At 72.4% G+C, this 19,830-nt stretch carries 18 protein-coding genes; 14 read left to right on the top strand and 4 right to left on the bottom strand.

The window, feature by feature from the left end; translation table 11 throughout:
* Positions 1-51: 51 nt before the first annotated feature.
* Both ACZ516_RS18430 and ACZ516_RS18425 read left to right on the top strand, forming a co-directional pair.
* Positions 52-1,254 carry a sensor histidine kinase gene (locus tag ACZ516_RS18430; protein ID WP_358582894.1) on the top strand — a complete coding sequence of 401 codons (1,203 nt, stop codon included), beginning with the start codon at positions 52-54 and terminating at the stop codon, positions 1,252-1,254.
* Between the two features lie 75 nt (positions 1,255-1,329).
* Positions 1,330-2,001: a response regulator transcription factor gene (locus ACZ516_RS18425; protein ID WP_358582891.1), complete on the top strand. Its 672-nt coding sequence runs from the start codon at positions 1,330-1,332 to the stop codon at positions 1,999-2,001.
* Positions 2,002-2,045: 44 nt separating this feature from the next.
* Here the strand turns inward: ACZ516_RS18425 and ACZ516_RS18420 are convergent, their stop codons facing one another.
* A complete protein-coding gene (locus ACZ516_RS18420; protein WP_469011073.1) occupies positions 2,046-3,152 on the bottom strand; it encodes a DUF5937 family protein in 1,107 nt (368 codons plus the stop codon).
* 226 nt (positions 3,153-3,378) lie between these two features.
* Here ACZ516_RS18420 and ACZ516_RS18415 point away from each other — a divergent pair, with 226 nt between their 5' ends.
* The gene (locus ACZ516_RS18415; protein ID WP_469011071.1) at positions 3,379-3,624 is read left to right on the top strand and encodes a hypothetical protein; all 246 of its coding nucleotides are present in this window, start codon (positions 3,379-3,381) and stop codon (positions 3,622-3,624) included.
* Here the strand turns inward: ACZ516_RS18415 and ACZ516_RS18410 are convergent.
* The gene (locus ACZ516_RS18410) at positions 3,581-4,768 is read right to left on the bottom strand and encodes a threonine aldolase family protein (protein WP_358909332.1); all 1,188 of its coding nucleotides are present in this window, start codon (positions 4,766-4,768) and stop codon (positions 3,581-3,583) included. The genes ACZ516_RS18415 and ACZ516_RS18410 overlap by 44 nt on opposite strands.
* A gap of 146 nt (positions 4,769-4,914) precedes the next feature.
* On the opposite strand from ACZ516_RS18410, the gene ACZ516_RS18405 reads away from it, so the two are divergent.
* The 10 genes from ACZ516_RS18405 (at position 4,915) to ACZ516_RS18360 (ending at position 13,127) form a co-directional block, all read left to right on the top strand.
* Complete coding sequence (locus tag ACZ516_RS18405) at positions 4,915-5,874, top strand: Rossmann-like and DUF2520 domain-containing protein (RefSeq protein ID WP_469011070.1); 960 nt, start codon at positions 4,915-4,917, stop codon at positions 5,872-5,874.
* A complete protein-coding gene (gene panC, locus ACZ516_RS18400) occupies positions 5,871-6,875 on the top strand; it encodes a pantoate--beta-alanine ligase (protein ID WP_361080151.1) in 1,005 nt (334 codons plus the stop codon). Before ACZ516_RS18405 ends, panC begins: the two co-directional genes overlap by 4 nt.
* Positions 6,872-8,587 (top strand): L-aspartate oxidase, encoded by a 1,716-nt coding sequence (locus tag ACZ516_RS18395; protein WP_469011068.1) that lies wholly within the window; start codon positions 6,872-6,874, stop codon positions 8,585-8,587. The genes panC and ACZ516_RS18395 overlap by 4 nt, the downstream gene beginning before the upstream one ends.
* Before the next feature lie 2 nt (positions 8,588-8,589).
* Positions 8,590-9,588, top strand: a complete 999-nt coding sequence (nadC, locus tag ACZ516_RS18390; protein WP_469011066.1) for a carboxylating nicotinate-nucleotide diphosphorylase — start codon at positions 8,590-8,592, stop codon at positions 9,586-9,588.
* A complete protein-coding gene (locus tag ACZ516_RS18385; RefSeq protein WP_358590524.1) occupies positions 9,588-10,394 on the top strand; it encodes a type III pantothenate kinase in 807 nt (268 codons plus the stop codon). Before nadC ends, ACZ516_RS18385 begins: the two co-directional genes overlap by 1 nt.
* Before the next feature lie 238 nt (positions 10,395-10,632).
* Positions 10,633-11,286 carry a hypothetical protein gene (locus tag ACZ516_RS18380; protein WP_469011355.1) on the top strand — a complete coding sequence of 218 codons (654 nt, stop codon included), beginning with the start codon at positions 10,633-10,635 and terminating at the stop codon, positions 11,284-11,286.
* A 13-nt stretch (positions 11,287-11,299) separates the two neighbouring features.
* Positions 11,300-11,479 carry a hypothetical protein gene (locus ACZ516_RS18375; protein ID WP_358586088.1) on the top strand — a complete coding sequence of 60 codons (180 nt, stop codon included), beginning with the start codon at positions 11,300-11,302 and terminating at the stop codon, positions 11,477-11,479.
* Between the two features lie 131 nt (positions 11,480-11,610).
* A complete protein-coding gene (locus ACZ516_RS18370) occupies positions 11,611-12,009 on the top strand; it encodes a BlaI/MecI/CopY family transcriptional regulator (RefSeq protein ID WP_358586090.1) in 399 nt (132 codons plus the stop codon).
* Positions 12,010-12,019: 10 nt separating this feature from the next.
* Positions 12,020-12,562, top strand: coding sequence for an amino-acid N-acetyltransferase (locus ACZ516_RS18365; protein ID WP_358586092.1), 543 nt, complete (start codon positions 12,020-12,022; stop codon positions 12,560-12,562).
* 226 nt (positions 12,563-12,788) lie between these two features.
* Positions 12,789-13,127 (top strand): histone-like nucleoid-structuring protein Lsr2, encoded by a 339-nt coding sequence (locus ACZ516_RS18360; RefSeq protein WP_358586093.1) that lies wholly within the window; start codon positions 12,789-12,791, stop codon positions 13,125-13,127.
* Here ACZ516_RS18360 and ACZ516_RS18355 read toward each other — a convergent pair.
* Positions 13,106-13,696 (bottom strand): SCO3374 family protein, encoded by a 591-nt coding sequence (locus ACZ516_RS18355; protein WP_358586095.1) that lies wholly within the window; start codon positions 13,694-13,696, stop codon positions 13,106-13,108. The two genes, ACZ516_RS18360 and ACZ516_RS18355, sit on opposite strands and share 22 nt — an antisense overlap.
* A gap of 440 nt (positions 13,697-14,136) precedes the next feature.
* Between ACZ516_RS18355 and ACZ516_RS18350 the strand changes: the two genes are divergently transcribed.
* Positions 14,137-16,665 (top strand): ATP-dependent Clp protease ATP-binding subunit, encoded by a 2,529-nt coding sequence (locus ACZ516_RS18350; RefSeq protein WP_358586096.1) that lies wholly within the window; start codon positions 14,137-14,139, stop codon positions 16,663-16,665.
* Between the two features lie 105 nt (positions 16,666-16,770).
* On the opposite strand, the gene ACZ516_RS18345 is transcribed toward ACZ516_RS18350, so the two are convergent.
* Entirely contained in the window at positions 16,771-19,821 is a 3,051-nt protein-coding gene (locus ACZ516_RS18345; protein ID WP_469011064.1) for an NACHT domain-containing protein, read from the bottom strand.
* Positions 19,822-19,830 lie beyond the last annotated feature (9 nt).

Raw genomic sequence — 19,830 nt, 5'->3', positions numbered from 1 at the left:
CGCCCCTCCGGTTGACCCCGGGGCACCGCGGGCCTGCCTACGCTGGGTTACGTGCAGCGCCTCTATGACTTTCTCCGCAGACACCCGACATGGGTCGACGCCTTCTGGGCCGTCGTCCTCCTCGGCGTCTCCGGTATCGGTCTGGTGTCCATGTCCGGTGTGGACGACGACCTGCCGGTCATTCCGGCGATCCCGCTCGTCCTCGGGTACTCCCTGGTGATCGCGCTGCGCCGGAGGATGACCGGGCCGATGCTCGTGCTCGCCGCGGTCCTCGGCGCCTGCCAGCTCGTCATCGACCTGGAGATCATGCCGGCGAACTTCGCCATGCTGGTGGTCATCTACACCGCGGCCGCCGACGGGCCGCAGTGGGCCTCGCGGTTCGCCCTGGTGGGCGGCCTGTGCGCGGCCCCCCTGGCGTCGCTGCGCTGGCCCGTGACGGGCACCTCCGTCCTCGGCAACGTCTTCTACACGATCTTCCAGATCGTCCCCTTCGCGCTCGCCTGGGTCCTCGGCGACTCCATCCGCACCCGCCGCGCGTACTTCGCCGAACTGGAGGAGCGCGCCGCCCGCCTGGAGAAGGAGCGCGAGGCCCAGTCGAAGGTCGCGGTGGCGGCCGAGCGGGCCCGCATCGCGCGGGAGCTGCACGACGTCGTCGCGCACAACGTCTCGGTGATGGTCGTCCAGGCGGACGGCGCCGCCTACGTCATGGACGCCGCGCCCGATCAGGCCAAGAAGGCCCTGGAGACCATCTCGGGGACCGGCCGCCAGGCGCTGGCCGAGATGCGCCGCCTGCTCGGCGTGCTGCGCACGGGAGAGCCCGAGGAGGGCTCCGAGTACGTCCCGCAGCCCGACGTGGAGCAGCTCGACGAGCTGATCGAGCAGGTGCGCACGGCGGGCCTGCCCGTCGACTACAAGGTCGAGGGGACCCCGCGCCCGCTGCCCAGCGGCGTGGAGCTGACCGCGTACCGCATCGTGCAGGAAGCGCTCACGAACACCCGCAAGCACGGCGGCGAGCACGCCGGTGCGAGCGTGCGCCTCGTCTACTTCGACGACGGCCTCGGGCTGCTCGTCGAGGACGACGGCAAGGGCGCCCCCCACGAGCTGTACGAGGACGGCGGCGCCGACGGCCGCGGGCACGGGCTGATCGGCATGCGGGAGCGCGTCGGCATGGTCGGCGGCACCCTGGACGCCGGTCCGCGCCCGGGCGGCGGCTTCCGGATCAGCGCGCTGCTGCCCCTCAAACCGGCACACTGAACTCGATCATGTCCGGCGATGACACCTGTCACCGGTGCTTTCCCCCCGCATTGACCCTCGAAGGGACACCCCAAGATGTCGATCCGCGTCATGCTCGTCGACGACCAGGCGCTCTTGCGCACCGGGTTCCGGATGGTGCTCGCCGCGCAGCCGGACATGGAGGTGGTCGCCGAGGCGGGTGACGGGGTCGAGGCCCTCGAGGTGCTCCGCGCCACCAAGGTCGACGTGGTGCTCATGGACGTCCGCATGCCCAAGCTGGACGGCGTCGAGACGACCCGGCGCGTCTGCCAGGACCCGAACCCGCCGAAGGTGCTGATCCTGACCACCTTCGACCTGGACGAGTACGCCTTCTCGGGGCTGAAGGCGGGCGCCTCCGGCTTCATGCTCAAGGACGTGCCCCCGGGGGACCTGCTCGCCGCGATCCGCGCCGTGCACAGCGGTGACGCGGTGGTCGCGCCGTCCACCACACGGCGCCTGCTGGACCGCTTCGCGCCGATGCTGCCGAACGCGGGCGGACAGCCGCAGCACAAGCGGCTGGAGCGCCTGACCAGCCGCGAGCGCGAGGTGATGGTGCTCGTCGCGCAGGGCCTGTCGAACGGCGAGATCGCGGCGCGGCTCGTGCTCTCGGAGGCCACGGTCAAGACGCACGTCGGCCGCATCCTGACCAAGCTCGACCTGCGGGACCGCGTGCAGGTCGTCGTCCTCGCCTACGAGACGGGGCTCGTACGGGCCGGGGGCGGTTCCTGAAAGCGTGACCCGAGGGTCCCGCGGCGGGGCTCACGAAGCGCGTCCTAGCGCAGTACTCCCTCGATGAAGTCGCTGCCCAGACGGGACACCACGCCGATGTCCAGCTGATGCTGCACATAGCGTCCGCGGCGGCGCGTGGTGATCAGCTCGGCCTTCTTCAGGACGCTCAGGTGCCGGGATATCTCGGGCGCCGTCATGCCGTGCGCGTCGGCCAGCTCGCTCGTGGTGTACGCCCCGCGCGCGAGATGGCGGCACAGGCGCATCCGCACCGGGTGGGCGAGCGCGGACATGCGGCGGGTCAGCTGCTCCACGGTGGGCGGGGCGGTGAGGCCCGGAGCGCTGACGGGGTACGTGATGGCGGCCTGCCAGCCCTTGCGGTGCAGCACCATCAGATGCGGCCAGCCGAGGCTGGTCGGGACGAGCACCAGTCCGCCGGCGCCCGTGGTCGTGTGCCCCGTGGAGATCTTGTCGACGACGATGCGCCGGCCGCTCTCGTCCAGGGACACCGCCCCGGAGATCGCCTTGAGGGCCTCCGCAAGTCCTTTGCGGCGCAGCAGCTCGGTCTTGTGGCGGGCGTCCGCGGCCAGCTGGTGGCTCAGCCGGGCCCAGGTGTCGGCGAAGAACGCCTCGTCGCAGTCCTGCAGCAGCTGGCGCAGCCACGCGCGCACGGCGGGCGGCTCCTCCAGCAGCCGCCGGGTGAACCGCACCTGCTGCGGGCCGCGGGCGGCGGCCAGGTCCAGCGCGCGCCGCTGCACGGCGGGATCGGCCAGGATGTCGCGCTCCGGCTCGGAGTACGTCGTCTGGCAGGTGAACTCCAGGGCGGCGTCCACGAACTGCTCGTCCGTCAGCTTGTCCAGCTGGTCGAGCTCCTCGGCGAGCGTGGCCCCGGGCAGCGCGCTCTGCCCGGGCAGGCCCGCGAAGGGCGCGAACACGTCCGAGAACGTCGAGCGCCACAGGAAGTCGGCCTCGCACAAGCGGTCCGCCAGGCAGGGGTCCAGGCGGGCCGAGACGGCCGTCGCCCAGCCCTGGAGGCCCGGGTGATGGCCCGGCTCGGACAGCGCGTGCAGCGCCATGCCCAGCTCCGCCAGGGGCGAGGGCACGACGTGGATCCGCTGGTGGGACAGCCCGCTGATGTCGATGCTCACGCTCATGGCCCCATGGTGCACCGCGCCACCGACAGCGCCGCCGCCGATTGACGAGCACCGTCAATCGACGCGACGGGGGCGGTCCCGCGGGAGCAGGCTGAGGTCATCGCCGGAGCCGCCGAAGCCTCCGGACGACCACCACATCCCCCGCCACCTCCGCATCCCGCGCCGCTGGGACCCCGTGACCCCTTGGCGCCCGGAAAGTACCCTTTATCCCGAGAGGCGATACGTCATGAGCGTCACCCAGCAGTACCTGCTCGACACCTACCGCGCCGCCCAGCACGGCGAGCGGACGCCGCCCGCCCCCGGCCTGCGGGACTGGCAGGCCGTCCGCGAGGTGCGCGACTACGGCCGCTTCCGTGCCGTCGTCGAGGAACGCCCCGCCCACGGCAGGGTCCGCGCCGCCCTGGCCCGCCTCCTGCACGGCGGCCGCCTCAGCGCGGGAGCCGGCGCACGAACTCCGCGACCGCTTCCTTGACGTCGGCCGCCGTCCACTTCAGGCCCTCCTCGGTCACGGTGACCTCCGTGACCGAGAGGCCGGGCGGCCCGTCCGCGAACCACCGGCCGAACAGGCAGGTGCCCGTCTCCTCGGCCTGCCCCACCGACGCCTCGTCCAGCACGTCGGCCGCGTACGGCAGCCAGACCTGGAACTCATGGGTGTGCGGCGGGCGCGGGTGCACGCGCGACCAGGGCACCCCGGCGGCCGCGAATCCCTCGTGCAGCGCCTCGGCCACCACGCGCGCGTGGGCGACGTAATCGGGCAGCCGCGGCAGGACGCGCTCCAGGCCGAGCAGGGCGGACACGGCGGCCGGGAACTGCTGGAACAACTGCCCGCCGTACCGGTGGCGCCACACCCTCGCCTCCTCGACGAGCGTCCGCGGCCCGGCGAGCGCCGCCCCGCTCAGCCCCTCCAGAGACTTGTAGAACGACACGTACACACTGTCCGCGAGCCCCGCGATCTCCGTGAGCGGGCGGCCGAAGTGCCGCGTGCACTCCCACAGCCGGGCGCCGTCGACGTGCACGACCGCGTCCCGTTCCCGCGCCGCCTCCACGACGGCTTCGAGCTGCTCCCACGTCGGCAGGACGAAGCCGGCCTCCCTGAGCGGCAGTTCGAGCATCAGCGCCCCGAAGGGCTCCGGGAAGTCCCGCACCTCACCGGCCGTGGGCAGGCGCGGCTCACGCGTCGGGTGCACCGGACGCAGACCGCTGACCGCGCCGAAGGCGCCGCCTTCGTGCAGCTCGGGGTGTGCCTGGGGGTGCAGCGCCACGGTCGCGTTGCCCGTGCGCCCCGCCCAGCAGCGCAGGGCCACCTGCTGGGCCATCGTGCCGGTCGGGAAGAAGACGGCCGCCTCCTTGCCGAGCAGCCGCGCGACCTCCTCCTCCAAGGCGGCGACGACGCCGTCTCCATAGACGTCGACGGGCTCGTCCGCGCCGACGACCTCGGGGGCCGCCGCCGCGAGCGCCGCTAGGCGTTCGACGAGCGGGAGGTGCAGGGGGGAGCGGTGCAGGATCCGGGTGGCGCCCCGGGCGGCCGCCACCCGTCTGGCCCGGGGGTCCGCCTCCTCGCCCGGCGACGTGGCCGGCTCCTCGGGGCGCGTCTGGTCCGTGTCATCGGCAGTCATCCCCCGAGCATGGCCCGCCCGCCCCCGCCAGTCATATGAATAACCACAGCCTGTGGACAGCGCAGGACGCGGCGGAGGCCGATCGCGTTAGCATGACGAGAAATCGTCCGGTACCCCGAGCGGACTGGAACGGAAGGCGTCATCGCGTGAACGCATCGCATCAGCCGGACCCGCGGGAGCGCCCCGCGAGGCTCACGGTGGGAGTCGTGGGAGCGGGCCGCGTCGGCCCCGCGCTCGCCGCGTCGCTCCAGCTCGCCGGGCACCGTCCGGTGGCCGTGTCCGGGGTGTCCGACACCTCGGTGCGCCGGGCCGCCGCCCTGCTGCCCGACGTCCCCCTCGTCCCCCCGGCCGACGTGCTGGACCGCGCCGACCTGGTGCTCCTGACCGTGCCCGACGACGCCCTGCCGGGCCTGGTCGAAGGCCTCGCGGAGACCGGCGCGGTGCGCCCGGGCCAGCTCCTCGTGCACACCTCCGGGCGGTACGGCACCAAGGTCCTCGAACCGGCCCTGCGGGCCGGCGCCCTGCCGCTCGCGCTGCACCCCGCCATGACGTTCACCGGCACCCCCGTCGACGTCCAGCGCCTGGCCGGGTGCGCCTTCGGCGTGACCGCGCCCGAGGAGCTGCGCCTCGCCGCGGAAGCGCTGGTCATCGAGATGGGTAGCGAGCCCGAGTGGATCGCCGAGGAGATGCGCCCGCTCTACCACGCGGCGCTCGCCCTCGGCGCGAACCACCTGGTCACCCTGGTCGCCGAGTCCATGGACCTGCTCCGCGCCGCGGGCGTGGCCGCCCCCGACCGGATGCTCGGCCCCCTGCTCGGCGCGGCCCTGGACAACGCCCTGCGCTCGGGCGACGCGGCCCTCACCGGCCCCGTCGCGCGCGGCGACGCGGGCACCGTCGCCGCCCACGTCGCCGAGCTGCGCGCGCACGCCCCGCAGACCGTCCCCGGATATCTCGCGATGGCCCGCGCCACCGCCGACCGCGCCCTCGCCCACGGCCTGCTCAAGCCGGAGCTGGCCGAAGACCTCCTCGGCGTCCTGTCCGGCGGGGTCCCCGGCGCGGGCGGCGCCGGCGGACCCGGCGGAACCGAAGGAGGCAGCAGCCGATGACCACCACCCTCCTGCACACCGCCGAACCGCTGCGCACGCGCGCGCGTGAAGGCCGCCGGGCCGTCGTCATGACCATGGGCGCCCTGCACGAGGGGCACGCCTCGCTGATCCGCGCCGCGCGCCGCATCGCGGGCCCCGACGGCGAGGTCGTCGTCACGGTGTTCGTGAACCCCCTGCAGTTCGGGGCGGGCGAGGACCTGGACCGCTACCCCCGCACCCTCGACGCCGACCTCAAGATCGCCGAACAGGCCGGCGCGGACACCGTGTTCGCCCCCGGCGTGGACGAGGTCTACCCCGGCGGCGAACCCCAGGTGCGGGTGAGCGCCGGCCCCATGGGCACGGTCCTCGAAGGAGCCACCCGCCCCGGCCACTTCGACGGCATGCTCACCGTCGTCGCCAAGCTGCTGCACCTCACCCGGCCCGACGTGGCGCTGTTCGGTCAGAAGGACGCCCAGCAGCTCGCCCTCATCCGCCGCATGGTCCGCGACCTGAACTTCCCCGTGGAGATCGTCGGCGTCCCCACCGTCCGCGAGGACGACGGCCTGGCCCTCTCCAGCCGCAACCGCTACCTCTCCCCGGACGAGCGGCACACCGCCCTCGCCCTCTCCCAGGCTCTCTTCGCCGGCCGCGACCGGCATGCCGCGCAGGAGGCGCTGCGCGCGCGTGCCGCCGGCGAGCCCGCCACCCACGCGCGCGCCGCCGCCCTCAGCGCGCTCGGCGAGACCCGCGCCGCGGCCGACGCCCACGCCGTCGCCCAGTCCGCGGCACCCTCCGCGTCCGGCGGGCCCGCCGCCGTCGTCGCCGCGGCCCGCCAGCTCCTCGACGAGGCCGCCCGCCTGCGCCCCCCGCTGGAGCTGGACTACGTGGCGCTGGTGGACCCGGCCGACTTCACCGAGGTCCGCCCCGGCCACACCGGGGACGCCATCCTCGCGGTGGCCGCCAAGGTCGGCTCCACGAGGCTGATCGACAACATCCCGCTGACCTTCGGAGCCGCCGTATGACTGCCACCGGAATACGGCTGCACGCCCCCGCCCCCGGCTGGTCCCTGGACGCGGACGTCGTCGTCGTCGGCTCCGGGGTCGCGGGCCTGACCGCGGCGCTGCGCGCCGCCGCCGCCGGCCTGCGGACGGTCGTGGTCACCAAGGCCCGCCTGGACGACGGCTCCACCCGCTGGGCCCAGGGCGGCATCGCCGCGGCCCTCGGCGAGGGCGACACCCCCGAACAGCACCAGGAGGACACCCTCGTGGCGGGCGCCGGCCTGTGCGACGAGGAGGCGGTGCGCACCCTCGTCACCGAGGGCCCCGACGCCGTGCGCCGCCTGATCGAGACCGGCGCCCGCTTCGACACCGGCCCCGCGGGCGCCATCGAGCTGACCCGCGAGGGCGGCCACCACCGCCGCCGCATCGCGCACGCCGGGGGCGACGCGACCGGCGCGGAGATCTCCCGCGCCCTGGTCGAGGCGGTCCGCGCACGCGGCATCCCGACCGTCGAGAACGCCCTGGTCCTGGACCTGCTCACCGACGCCGACGGCCGCACCGCCGGCGTCTCCCTGCACGTCATGGGGGAGGGCCAGCACGACGGCGTGGGCGCCGTCCACGCCCCCGCCGTGGTCCTCGCCACCGGCGGCATGGGCCAGGTCTTCTCGGCGACCACCAACCCGTCGGTCTCCACGGGCGACGGCGTCGCGCTCGCCCTGCGCGCGGGCGCCGAGGTCTCCGACCTCGAATTCGTGCAGTTCCACCCCACCGTGCTCTTCCTCGGCGCGGACGCCGAGGGCCAGCAGCCGCTGGTCTCCGAAGCCGTGCGGGGCGAGGGCGCGCACCTCGTGGACGCCGACGGCGTGCGCTTCATGGTCGGCCAGCACGAACTGGCCGAGCTGGCCCCCCGCGACATCGTCGCCAAGGGCATCACGCGCCGCATGCAGGAACAGGGCGCCGAGCACATGTACCTCGACGGGCGGCACTTCGGCGCCGACATGTGGGCCCACCGCTTCCCGACGATCCTCGCCGCCTGCCGCGCCCACGGCATCGACCCGGTCACCGAGCCGATCCCGGTCGCCCCGGCCGCGCACTACGCCTCCGGAGGCGTCCGCACCGACCTCCACGGCCGCACCACCGTCGCCGGCCTGTACGCCTGCGGGGAGGTCGCCTGCACCGGCGTGCACGGCGCCAACCGCCTCGCCTCCAACTCCCTGCTCGAAGGCCTCGTCTACGCCGAGCGCATCGTCGCCGACATCACGGCGAAGCACGCGCGGAACACCCTGCGCGCGCGCGTGCCGCAGCCCGTCGCCCAGCCGGAGACGCCGTCCCACCCCCTGCTGCCGCCCGAGGCCCGCTTCACCATCCAGCGCGTCATGACCGAGGGCGCCGGCGTGCTCCGCTCCGCCGAATCCCTCAGCGAGGCCGCGGCCCGCCTGGCCCGGATCCACGCCGAGGCGGCGGGCGCCCTCGCCGTGGACGGCAAGACCGCCGAGCCCGGCGTCGACACCTGGGAGACCACCAACCTCCTGTGCGTGGCCCGGGTCCTGGTGGCCGCCGCCCAGCGCCGCGAGGAGACCCGGGGCTGCCACTGGCGCGAGGACCACGCCGACCGCGACGACGCCTCTTGGCGGCGCCACATCGTCGTACGCCTGAACCCGGACAGGACCCTGGCCACCCACACCACCCGCACCGCCGACTTCCCTCCCACCCGCCCCAGTCCCCAGGAGCAGTGACCGTGAGCACCCCCGACGACCTCCACCTCGCCGCCCCCTCAGCCGCAGGCGGTGGCTGCGGCGACGCCTGCGGCTGCGGCGGGGACAACACCTTCGACCCCCTGGAGTGCGGTCTCGACCCCGCTCTCGCCCGCCTCCTGGCCGAGGCGGGCCTCGACCCCCTCCAGGTCGAGGACATCGCGCACATGGCCATCGAGGAGGACCTGGCGGGCGGCGTGGACGTCACCACGGTCGCCACCATTCCCGAGGACGCCGTCGCCACCGCCGACTTCACCGCCCGCGAGGCGGGCACCGTGGCGGGCCTGCGCATCGCCGAGGCCGTCATGTCCGTGGTGTGCGAGGAGGAGTTCGAGGTCGAGCGGCACGTCGAGGACGGCGACCGCGTCGAGGCGGGCGACACGCTGCTGAGCATCACCACCCGCACCCGCGACCTGCTCACCGCCGAGCGCAGCGCGCTGAACATCCTGTGCCGCCTCTCCGGCATCGCGACGGCCACGCGCGCGTGGACCGACGCCCTGGACGGCACCAAGGCGAAGGTCCGCGACACCCGCAAGACGACGCCCGGCTACCGCGCCCTGGAGAAGTACGCGGTGCGCATGGGCGGCGGCGTCAACCACCGCATGTCGCTCTCCGACGCGGCCCTGGTCAAGGACAACCACGTGGTCGCCGCGGGCGGCGTCGCGCAGGCCTTCGCGGCCGTGCGCGAGCGCTTCCCGGACGTGCCGATCGAGGTCGAGGTCGACACCCTCCACCAGCTGCGCGAGGTCGTGGAGGCGGGCGCCGACCTGATCCTCCTGGACAACTTCACGCCGGGCGAGACCGCGGAGGCCGTGGCGATCGTGGACGGTCGCGCGTTCCTGGAGTCCTCGGGCCGCCTCACCCTGGACAACGCCCGCGCGTACGCGCAGACGGGCGTCGACTACCTCGCGGTGGGCGCGCTGACCCACTCCTCCCCGATCCTGGACGTCGGCCTCGACCTGCGGGAAGCGGTGCGCGACTGATGCTGCTGACGATCGACGTAGGCAACACCCACACCGTCCTCGGCCTCTTCGACGGCGAGGACATCGTCGAGCACTGGCGCATCTCCACCGACGCGCGCCGCACGGCCGACGAGCTGGCCGTCCTGCTCAACGGCCTGATGGGCATGCACCCGCTGCTCGGCGAGGAGCTGGGCGACGGCATCGACGGCATCGCGATCTGCTCGACGGTCCCCTCGGTCCTGCACGAGCTGCGCGAAGTCACCCGCCGCTACTACGGAGACGTCCCCGCCGTCCTGGTCGAGCCCGGCATCAAGACCGGCGTCCCGATCCTGATGGACAACCCCAAGGAGGTCGGCGCCGACCGCATCATCAACGCGGTCGCGGCGGTGGAGCTCTACGGAGGGCCGGCCATCGTCGTCGACTTCGGCACGGCCACCACCTTCGACGCGGTCTCCGCGCGCGGGGAGTACGCCGGTGGCGTCATCGCCCCCGGCATCGAGATCTCCGTGGAGGCGCTCGGCGTACGCGGCGCACAGCTCCGCAAGATCGAGCTGGCCCGGCCGCGCAGCGTCATCGGCAAGAACACCGTGGAGGCCATGCAGGCCGGCATCCTGTACGGCTTCGCGGGCCAGGTCGACGGCGTCGTGAACCGCATGGCCCGCGAGCTGGCGGGCGCGGGCGGCGACCCCGACGACGTGACGGTCATCGCGACGGGCGGCCTCGCGCCGATGGTCCTGGGCGAGGCGGCGGTCATCGACGAACACGAACCATGGCTGACCCTGATAGGGCTCCGCCTGGTCTACGAACGAAACATCACCCGCACCTGACCACCCTCAGGGGACCGAACGCGGCGAGACGGACGAATGGCCGCCTGTTCCTCGCAGCACCAACCCGGCGAGACGGGCGGGTTGGGTGGGCAAAATTCGCCGCGAAGCGGCGGTCCACCCACCCCCAAGGCGCCCCTGCCAGAAGACGCGCGGAACGACTTCATTGGCGTTAACCCGATTTTGTCCGTTTAGCACGTATTGTCAATTCATGCCCACGCCATACGGATCCCGTGGCGGCATGGCCTTCAGCGCGGAGGAGCTGCGTGTGCTCCGCCGCGCTCTGGCCCTTGCCCTCCACCCCAGCCCGCACCGCAGCCCCGCCCATGACGAGGACGTCCAGGACTGTCTCCGCCTCGCGGAGTCGGTGGACGAGGCCGTGTGGGAGGGCGCCAGGCTCCGCGCCTTCCTGATGGCCGATCTCGCCCGTTACCGGGCCTCCCTGCCCGGCACCGCGTCCGGCTATCTCGCCCTCCTCGAAGACGTGCTCGGCGCCGGCTACCAGCCGGGCCCCGACGACCTCGCCGCCCTGCGCGCCCTGCGCGGCAACGCCCTCGCGGCCACCCTGCTCGACCGCTGCCGGGTCCTGGCCGAGCGGGCCCTGCGCGCCCGCCTCGCGGGCCGCTCCGTCCCGGCCCCGACCCGCTCCCCCCTGCCCGCCGCCACGGCCACGGCCACCGCCACGGTCCCCGCGTCCCGCACCCACCTGCTGGCCCTGCCGGGCGGCCGCACCTCCGCGGACCAGGAGCGCCCCCGCCCGGTCCCCACCCCGGCCGAGGTCTTCCCGCCCAAGCGCCGCCCGGCGCCCTCGCCCGCCCCCACGGCCCCCGGCCCGCCCCCGCCTCCCGCGCCCCCCGCGCCGGCGGGCCCCCCGCACCAGCTCGCCGCGGGCTAGCTACTCTGGGGGCATGGACTACGTTTCCGCGCTCGTGCCCCCCGTAGTGATGGCCGTGTTCTTCGGCGGTCTCATCGTGACGATCGTGAAGACCCAGGGCGGTGCCAACAAGGCCAAGGAGGACGCGGCCGCGGACGCCGCGATCTCCCGCGCCGAAGCGCTCCGCCAGCGCCCCGACACGAGCAACGCCTGAGGCCCGTTCCGGCCGGCCCGGGCACCCCGCAGGGCGTACGACTCACGGATCCCCCGAGTCGTACGCCCTTTTTGCTGGGCAACATCCCGTAATGTCCCGTAATCGGGGACGTCTCCCACTATTGTTCAGCTGTGCCTCGTCCATTGGGAGAACTCGAAGACGCCGTCATGACACGGGTGTGGAAGTGGAACCGCCCCGTGACCGTTCGAGAAGTCCTGGAAGACCTTCAGCAGGAACGGTCCATCGCGTACACGACCGTGATGACCGTTTTGGACAATCTCCATCAGAAGGGCTGGGTGCGTCGCGAAGCGGAAGGCCGCGCCTATCGATATGAGGCGGTCTCCACCCGCGCCGCCTACGCGGCCGCACTGATGAACGAAGCCTGGTCGCGCAGCGACAACCCCGCGGCCGCTCTCGTCGCCTTCTTCGGCATGATGTCGTCGGAACAGCGGGAAGCCCTGACCGACGCCATGCGTATCGTCCAGGGCCCGGAGAACCCCGGCGCCGCGGAGCGCGCCGCGGAGCGGTAGCGTCCGCGTCATGGCAGCAGAGGTCCCCGAACTCAGCGAACTCAGCGCAAAAGCGGTTTCCGTCCGCCGGGCGCGCACCTCCGATGTGCCGGCCGTGCGTCGGCTCCTGGACTCCTACGTCCGCGAGCGCATCCTCCTGGACAAAGCGACGGTGACGCTTTACGAGGACATCCAGGAGTTCTGGGTGGCGGAACGCGACGACAACGCCGAGTTGGTCGGCTGCGGCGCCCTGCACGTGATGTGGGAAGACCTCGCGGAAGTCCGCACCCTCGCGGTGAATCCGGCGATGAAGGGGGCCGGGGTGGGGCATCAGCTGCTCGGGAAGTTGCTGCAGACCGCCCGGTGGCTCGGCGTGCGCAAGGTTTTCTGCCTCACCTTCGAAGTCCACTTCTTCGCCAAGCACGGCTTCGTGGAGATCGGCGAGACTCCGGTCGACGGAGATGTCTACAGCGAGCTGCTGCGTTCCTATGACGAGGGCGTCGCGGAGTTCCTCGGCCTCGAACGAGTGAAACCGAACACCTTGGGCAACAGTCGGATGCTTCTGCATCTGTGATCGCCTCTGTGGTATTCCGATCCGACCGGCTGCCCCGGTGGCCTATGTCCGAAACGCGCATGTTTCCGGGCTTCCCCGGCCCCCTGGTCTCTGCCAAGGGTTTGTGTTTTCCCGGCAAAAGCGGTTTGCTTTCCGACGTACTGCAGTACTGCATATAACAGGGGCCGGTGAATCGGCGGCGACGCCGTGCGGGCCGGCCTCAAAGTTATCGATGAAAGGAAATCCGGTGGCACAGAAGGTTCAGGTCCTTCTTGTCGATGACCTCGACGGTGGCGAGGCGGACGAGACCGTGACGTTTGCGTTGGACGGCAAGTCCTACGAGATCGACCTCACCACGGCCAACGCGGACAAGCTCCGTGGCGCCCTGGAGGACTTCGTCAAGGCCGGTCGGCGTACCGGCGGCCGGAGTTCGGGCGGCCGCGGCAAGGCCCGCGCGTCGGCGGCGAGCGGTGGTCAGGACACCGCCGCGATCCGCGCCTGGGCGAAGGAGAACGGTTTCGAGGTCAACGACCGCGGCCGTGTTCCCGCCTCGATCCGTGAGGCCTACGAGAAGGCCAACGGCTGACGGCTGCGACGACGCAGCCGGACCCGGTGGCACTGCGTCGCCGCCGTGTCCACGAGCCGTACGAGATCGGAGCCCACGGCGGGGTCGCTGTGGTGCGCGGTCCCGCCTCGCCCCACCGAGGGCAGGGACACGAGCGCCGGCAGCGTCGGCTCCACCTCGCACCCGGGTTCCGGGGGTCGCAGCCACACGGCGGCCCCCCGTGAGCCGGACCACCCCGGAGGCGTGGGCGCGTCGATCCGTCCGCCCGCCCCGACGGCGGTGAGGCCGAGGGGGATGTCCCCCCACTCCAGCCAGTCGAGCAGTCCCGGCAGCTCGTCGGCGCTCCCCGCGCCCACCAGCAGCCGCATCGTTTCCCCGCACAGCGCCACGGGTGCCTTCGGCCCGAGGTGGCGCAGCGCGGCGAAGCCCGCCTCCGCGGGCAGTTCGAGGACGTCGAAGCGCAGCCCCGTCACCAGCCGGACCGGGCCGGGGCCGGGCACGGTCGCCCAGCCGAGTCCGTTCTCGTACCACTGCCGCACCGGGTCGCGTCGCTCGACCGGCGTCCGGGGCTGAGGAACTGTGGGGGCCATGTCCCAGCAACAGTCCGAAGGCCTTCCGGGTTACGCAGGGTGGCCGCCCGGATGCGTTCGGTGGCGGGAGGCGGGGCGCAAGAGCGCACTCGGCGGCGCAAGGGTGTTCGCCCGTAGCGGAGGGAATGGGGGTGCGCCGCATGGACTGCCGGGCTTTACGGGTAAGACATCCCTAGTGGGGAGGGGCGACACGCGGTTCGGGGCGTCTCACGTTCGCCATCGGCGTACTGATGGTGGGGGTAACTGCCTGGCCTGCGGGAACATCGTCTCGCACCATCGGGTTGGAGCAATTGTCGGCGTTCGCGGTCAGGAGATCCCCCGAGATGGGGGCCGGGTGTCGGCAGTTGGAATGAGCGGTCCCCGCTTGCGGGACTAAGCTGCGGAAGGACAGGGAGGGGACCGACCCCTTACTGCCTGACCGCTCTGAGGAGCGATTAACGATGTTCGAGAGGTTCACCGACCGCGCGCGGCGGGTTGTCGTCCTGGCTCAGGAAGAAGCCCGGATGCTCAACCACAACTACATCGGCACCGAGCACATCCTCCTGGGCTTGATCCACGAGGGCGAGGGTGTCGCCGCTAAGGCCCTGGAGAGCCTCGGGATTTCGCTCGAGGCGGTCCGCCAGCAGGTGGAGGAGATCATCGGCCAGGGCCAGCAGGCCCCGTCCGGGCACATCCCCTTCACCCCCCGTGCCAAGAAGGTCCTGGAGCTTTCGCTCCGCGAGGCCCTTCAGCTGGGCCACAACTACATCGGCACGGAGCACATCCTGCTCGGCCTGATCCGCGAGGGCGAGGGCGTCGCCGCCCAGGTCCTGGTCAAGCTGGGCGCCGATCTCAACCGGGTGCGGCAGCAGGTCATCCAGCTGCTCTCCGGTTACCAGGGCAAGGAGACCGCCACCGCCGGCGGTCCTGCCGAGGGCACGCCCTCCACGTCCCTGGTGCTCGACCAGTTCGGCCGGAACCTGACGCAGGCCGCCCGTGAGTCCAAGCTCGACCCGGTCATCGGGCGCGAGAAGGAGATCGAGCGGGTCATGCAGGTGCTGTCCCGCCGCACGAAGAACAACCCGGTCCTGATCGGTGAGCCCGGCGTCGGCAAGACCGCCGTCGTCGAGGGCCTCGCGCAGGCCATCGTCAAGGGCGAGGTGCCCGAGACCCTCAAGGACAAGCACCTCTACACCCTCGACCTCGGCGCGCTGGTCGCCGGTTCCCGCTACCGCGGTGACTTCGAGGAGCGCCTGAAGAAGGTCCTCAAGGAGATCCGCACCCGCGGCGACATCATCCTGTTCATCGACGAGCTGCACACGCTGGTCGGTGCGGGTGCCGCCGAGGGCGCCATCGACGCCGCTTCGATCCTGAAGCCGATGCTGGCCCGCGGTGAGCTCCAGACCATCGGTGCCACCACGCTCGACGAGTACCGCAAGCACCTGGAGAAGGACGCCGCGCTGGAGCGCCGCTTCCAGCCCATCCAGGTCGCGGAGCCGTCGCTGCCGCACACCATCGAGATCCTCAAGGGTCTGCGCGACCGGTACGAGGCGCACCACCGCGTGTCGATCACCGACGAGGCGCTCGTCCAGGCCGCCACCCTGGCCGACCGGTACATCTCGGACCGCTTCCTGCCGGACAAGGCGATCGACCTGATCGACGAGGCCGGTTCCCGGATGCGCATCCGCCGGATGACCGCGCCGCCGGACCTCCGCGAGTTCGACGAGAAGATCGCGGGCGTCCGTCGCGACAAGGAGTCGGCCATCGACTCCCAGGACTTCGAGAAGGCGGCGTCTCTCCGTGACAAGGAGAAGCAGCTGCTGGCGGCGAAGGCCAAGCGCGAGAAGGAGTGGAAGGCCGGCGACATGGACGTCGTCGCCGAGGTCGACGGCGAGCTGATCGCCGAGGTCCTCGCGACCGCCACCGGCATTCCGGTCTTCAAGCTGACGGAGGAGGAGTCCTCCCGTCTGCTGCGCATGGAGGACGAGCTCCACAAGCGCGTCATCGGCCAGACGGACGCCGTCAAGGCGCTCTCGAAGGCGATCCGGCGTACGCGTGCGGGTCTGAAGGACCCGAAGCGGCCCGGCGGTTCGTTCATCTTCGCCGGCCCGTCCGGTGTCGGTAAGACCGAGCTGTCCAAGGCGCTCGCCGAGTTCCTCTTCGGTGACGAGGACGCGCTGATCTCCCTCGACATGTCGGAGTTCAGCGAGAAGCACACGGTCTCGCGGCTCTTCGGTTCGCCCCCCGGTTACGTGGGTTACGAAGAGGGCGGTCAGCTGACCGAGAAGGTCCGCCGCAAGCCGTTCTCCGTCGTCCTTTTCGACGAGGTCGAAAAGGCCCACCCGGACATCTTCAACTCGCTCCTGCAGATCCTGGAGGACGGTCGCCTGACCGACTCCCAGGGCCGCGTCGTGGACTTCAAGAACACGGTCATCATCATGACGACCAACCTTGGAACCCGTGACATCTCCAAGGGCTTCAACCTGGGCTTCGCCGCCCAGGGCGACACGAAGTCCAACTACGAGCGCATGAAGAACAAGGTCAGCGACGAGCTGAAGCAGCACTTCCGTCCGGAGTTCCTGAACCGCGTGGACGACGTCGTCGTCTTCCCGCAGCTCAGCCAGGGCGACATCCTCCAGATCGTCGACCTGATGATCACCAAGGTGGACGAGCGCCTGAAGGACCGGGACATGGGCCTGGAGCTCTCCCAGTCCGCGAAGGAACTGCTCGCGAAGAAGGGTTACGACCCGGTGCTCGGCGCGCGTCCGCTGCGGCGCACGATCCAGCGCGAGGTCGAGGACACCCTCTCCGAGAAGATCCTCTTCGGCGAGCTGCGCCCCGGCCACATCGTGGTCGTCGGCACGGAGGGCGAGGGCGAGACCAAGACCTTCACCTTCCGCGGCGAGGAGAAGGCGGCACTGCCCGACGTGCCGCCGATCGAGTCGGCCGCCGGTGGCGGCGCGGGCCCGAACCTGAGCAAGGAGGCGTAGCCCTCCCAGGGCGCGCTGACAGGGGCTGCCCCGGACCGTTTCGTACGGTTCCGGGGCAGTCCCTTTTTTCGTGCCCCGTGCCCCGCGCGGCGGGGGAGGGGGCGCTCAGAGCTTGGACGGCTCCCACACCTGTACGTCGATGTGGTCGGGCAGGGCGGAGACGTCGAGGTGCCGCCTCGGCTCTTCCGCCGTCCCTCTGTCGGTGGGGGGCTCCACGTGGAGGCGCTGGAGCCCCGGCATCAGGGTGGCGATGCGGGCCGTCGCCGCCTCCCAGGCGCCGTCGGGGGAGAGCCAGAGCTCGGTGAGGCGCGGCAGGCTCAGCCCCTCGGACGCGTACGCGAGGCTGCGGGAGCCGCAGTGCAGCCGGGCGAGCCGGGGCAGGCGGGCGAGTGTCTCCCAGTCGGCGGCCGAGTCCGGACCGCTCTCCCCGAAGGCGACGCGTTCAAGGAGCGGCCAGCGGGGCAGCAGCTCCAGGTCCCGCACGGAGGAGCGGGAGCCCGTGAGCCCGAAGAACGTCAGCGGGGCCTCGGCGGGGAACAGGGTCAGGCTCCAGGGCTCGTCGGTGTCGCCGACGCTGAAGACATTCAGCCCCTCCAGGCCGTGCAGGGCGGCCAGGGCCTCCGGCGTGAGGTGGGCCGGGGAGTAGGAGAGCAGCAGGAAGGCCGGCTCGCAGGCGACGAGGAAGCGGGACGCGACCTCGGGGAAGACGCCGACCCGCATGTCGAGCCGCCTCGGAAACAGCCCCAGCCGCTCCAGCTCCGCGATCTGTACGTCGTCCCGGAGCGTGAAGTGCAGGGCGGTGGCGTCGAGATGGGCGATGACCTGGTCCGCGTACGCGCGGCAGTCGAAGCGGTGCCACCCCCACATCAGCTGGCTGCGGACGAGGACGCTGGGGTGGCGGGCGAAGCGGGCCAGGAAGGGGATGGCCGCGTCGGAGCGCACGTGGGTCGCGGTGACCGTCACCAGGCGGGCCTCCTCGGCGGTCAGCGAATCCGGGCCCGGCAGCAGGTCGAGGACCATGGGGCCGACCTGCGCGAGGGCGCGGGCGTCGTCGGCGTCCCGGGGCGGGATGAGCCCGGCGGTCCTGCGCTCCACCTCTTCGCGTACCGCCGGGGCCAGTTCCGCCGCGTGTTCGAGGCAGGCCGCGGCGAGGAGGTGGACGCGCTTGCGGGAGCGCTCGTCGGTGTGGGCGTCGCCGTGGGCCAGCAGGTCCCGCAGGAGCTCCGCCCGTTCGCGGGGGCGGGCCTGGGCCACCGCCATGCGGATGACGTCCTGCCACTGGTCGTCCGCCGCGTGCCGGGCGAGGACGCCGAAGTCGCCCTCGTCGACGGCGGCGCGGGCGCCGAGGAAGTCCTGGAAGGTGCGGTGGACGAAGTCGACGGTGTTCGGGCCCGGTTCGCGCAACAGGCCACTGCGGTGCAGGAAGTGCGTGTAGACGGCGCGGGCGTCGCCGAGTGCGGCCAGCTCCGGTACGGCCGGCAGCGCGTCCGCGATGATCGTCTCCGCCCGTGTCCGGTCCAGGACCGTGCGGCCGTTGCGGATCAGCCAGTACGCGAGGCGCTGGAGCAGCTGGAGCTGCGGCTCCTCCCGCAGCTCGGGGACGGCCATGTGGCGTTCCCGGTCCCTGCGGACCAGCAGCATGGAGAGGGCGGCGCTGTAGAGGTCCTTGCGGCCCAGCGGCAGGAAGCCCCTGCGGTCGCGGTGCAGTGCGCAGATCAGGCCGCACATCAGGGGGTTGGTGGCCAGGCGGCCGAGATCCGGCTTCGACTTCACCGCCGCGAGGAGCTGACTCTCGTACGCGGTGAGGGCCGCGTCCTCGTCGGGCGCGCCCGTGGCCGCCGCCGCGTGCCAGCGTTCGATGAAGGCGCTCACCTCCTTCTCGTTCATCGCGGAGAGCGTCAGCTCAGTGAAGCCCTCGTCCGCCAGCCAGTCGGCCCGTACGGCCGCCGGGCGCGAGGTCACCAGCCAGCGGTTGCCGGGGTAGGCGTCGAGGAGGTCGGTGAGCCACGCGCGCGTGGCGGCGCGTTCGGTGTCGGGGACCTCGTCGATGCCGTCGACCAGGATCAGGGCGCGGCCGGCCGCCAGGACGCGCGCCTCCCAGCCGGCGGGCTGCGAACCGGCGAGCGGGCAGCCGACGGCGGAGAGGAAGTCGGCGGGGGCGGGCAGGCGTTCGCCGTGCCGGGTGAGGGCGCGCAGGGGCAGGACGTAGGGGACGCGGTCGGCGAGGTACGTCATGGGACCCTCGGCCAGGTCCTGGCGGGCGGCGCTGACCGCGAGCCACTGCACGAGGGTCGTCTTGCCGGAACCGGCCTCGCCGCGCAGCAGGACCCGGTCGTGGGCGGCGAGGGCCTGGTCGGCGGGGAGCGGGGAGGTGTGCTCGACGACCTCCACCTCTTCCGCGTGGTACTCCGCGCCGGTCAGGAACCAGGCCGACATCACGCGTCCGGGAGCGGTCGCCTCCAGGGACATGTAGGCCGCGTCCAGCGGCCACTTGCCCGGGGTGTCCGTCAGATCGATCCCGAAGATCGTCAGCTTGCCGTGCTTCTTCGCCACGTACGCGAGGTAGCGCTCTTCGAAGGCGGCGTCCCGCGCCCCGGGGAGCGGGCTGCGGGCGATCAGCGCGTCGGCCTTGGCGATGAGTTCGTCCTGGCTCCGCCGCTGGGCGACCAGCGTGGCCGCCACGAAGGTGGAGCGCTGCGTGAAGAACTGGAGGATGTGCAGGCAGGCCCACTCGGTGACCGAGTGGAGGTGGCGGGCGGCGTCCTCGGACAGCCAGGCGTCGGCGTCCCGCGCCGCGCGCAGGAGCAGGCGGGCCAGCTTCTGGTGGCCGAGGCCGACCGCCTGGACGTCGTCCATGTCGAGGTCGCCGAGGGCCAGGAGCACACGGGTCAGGGCGTCGGTGACCGCCGCAGCCTCGTCCGGCGGGAAGGGCCGCTCGCCCGGTGAGGACAGGGACCGGGCCACGAGCCGCTCCGCGACACGGCGTACGTCCGGCTCGGTCAGGGTCCGCTTCTCGCCCCGGAAGGACACGAGCGCGGACACCCGCACGGGCCGGCCCACGAGCCCGGCGCCGGGGCCCTCACGGGCGAACAGCTTCTTGATCAACGGGGTGACGACGCTCGACGCGAGGCGGGTGCCTACGACCGCGGGATCCATGGGCGTGAG

Source organism: Streptomyces sp. NPDC034037, from assembly GCF_055575715.1.
Note: the sequence above shows the minus strand (reverse complement) of the source record. Positions and strands in the feature narration are given on the sequence as shown.

What these genes read in the sequence shown, in the direction of transcription:
- ACZ516_RS18425 (WP_358582891.1), top strand. Translation starts at nt 1,330, where the DNA reads ATGTCGATCCGCGTCATGCTCGTCGACGACCAGGCGCTCTTGCGCACC.
- ACZ516_RS18420 (WP_469011073.1), bottom strand. Translation starts at nt 3,152, where the DNA reads ATGAGCGTGAGCATCGACATCAGCGGGCTGTCCCACCAGCGGATCCAC.
- ACZ516_RS18415 (WP_469011071.1), top strand. Translation starts at nt 3,379, where the DNA reads ATGAGCGTCACCCAGCAGTACCTGCTCGACACCTACCGCGCCGCCCAG.
- ACZ516_RS18410 (WP_358909332.1), bottom strand. Translation starts at nt 4,768, where the DNA reads ATGACTGCCGATGACACGGACCAGACGCGCCCCGAGGAGCCGGCCACG.
- panC (WP_361080151.1), top strand. Translation starts at nt 5,871, where the DNA reads ATGACCACCACCCTCCTGCACACCGCCGAACCGCTGCGCACGCGCGCG.
- ACZ516_RS18395 (WP_469011068.1), top strand. Translation starts at nt 6,872, where the DNA reads ATGACTGCCACCGGAATACGGCTGCACGCCCCCGCCCCCGGCTGGTCC.
- ACZ516_RS18385 (WP_358590524.1), top strand. Translation starts at nt 9,588, where the DNA reads ATGCTGCTGACGATCGACGTAGGCAACACCCACACCGTCCTCGGCCTC.
- ACZ516_RS18380 (WP_469011355.1), top strand. Translation starts at nt 10,633, where the DNA reads ATGGCCTTCAGCGCGGAGGAGCTGCGTGTGCTCCGCCGCGCTCTGGCC.
- ACZ516_RS18375 (WP_358586088.1), top strand. Translation starts at nt 11,300, where the DNA reads ATGGACTACGTTTCCGCGCTCGTGCCCCCCGTAGTGATGGCCGTGTTC.
- ACZ516_RS18365 (WP_358586092.1), top strand. Translation starts at nt 12,020, where the DNA reads ATGGCAGCAGAGGTCCCCGAACTCAGCGAACTCAGCGCAAAAGCGGTT.
- ACZ516_RS18355 (WP_358586095.1), bottom strand. Translation starts at nt 13,696, where the DNA reads ATGGCCCCCACAGTTCCTCAGCCCCGGACGCCGGTCGAGCGACGCGAC.
- ACZ516_RS18350 (WP_358586096.1), top strand. Translation starts at nt 14,137, where the DNA reads ATGTTCGAGAGGTTCACCGACCGCGCGCGGCGGGTTGTCGTCCTGGCT.
- ACZ516_RS18345 (WP_469011064.1), bottom strand. Translation starts at nt 19,821, where the DNA reads ATGGATCCCGCGGTCGTAGGCACCCGCCTCGCGTCGAGCGTCGTCACC.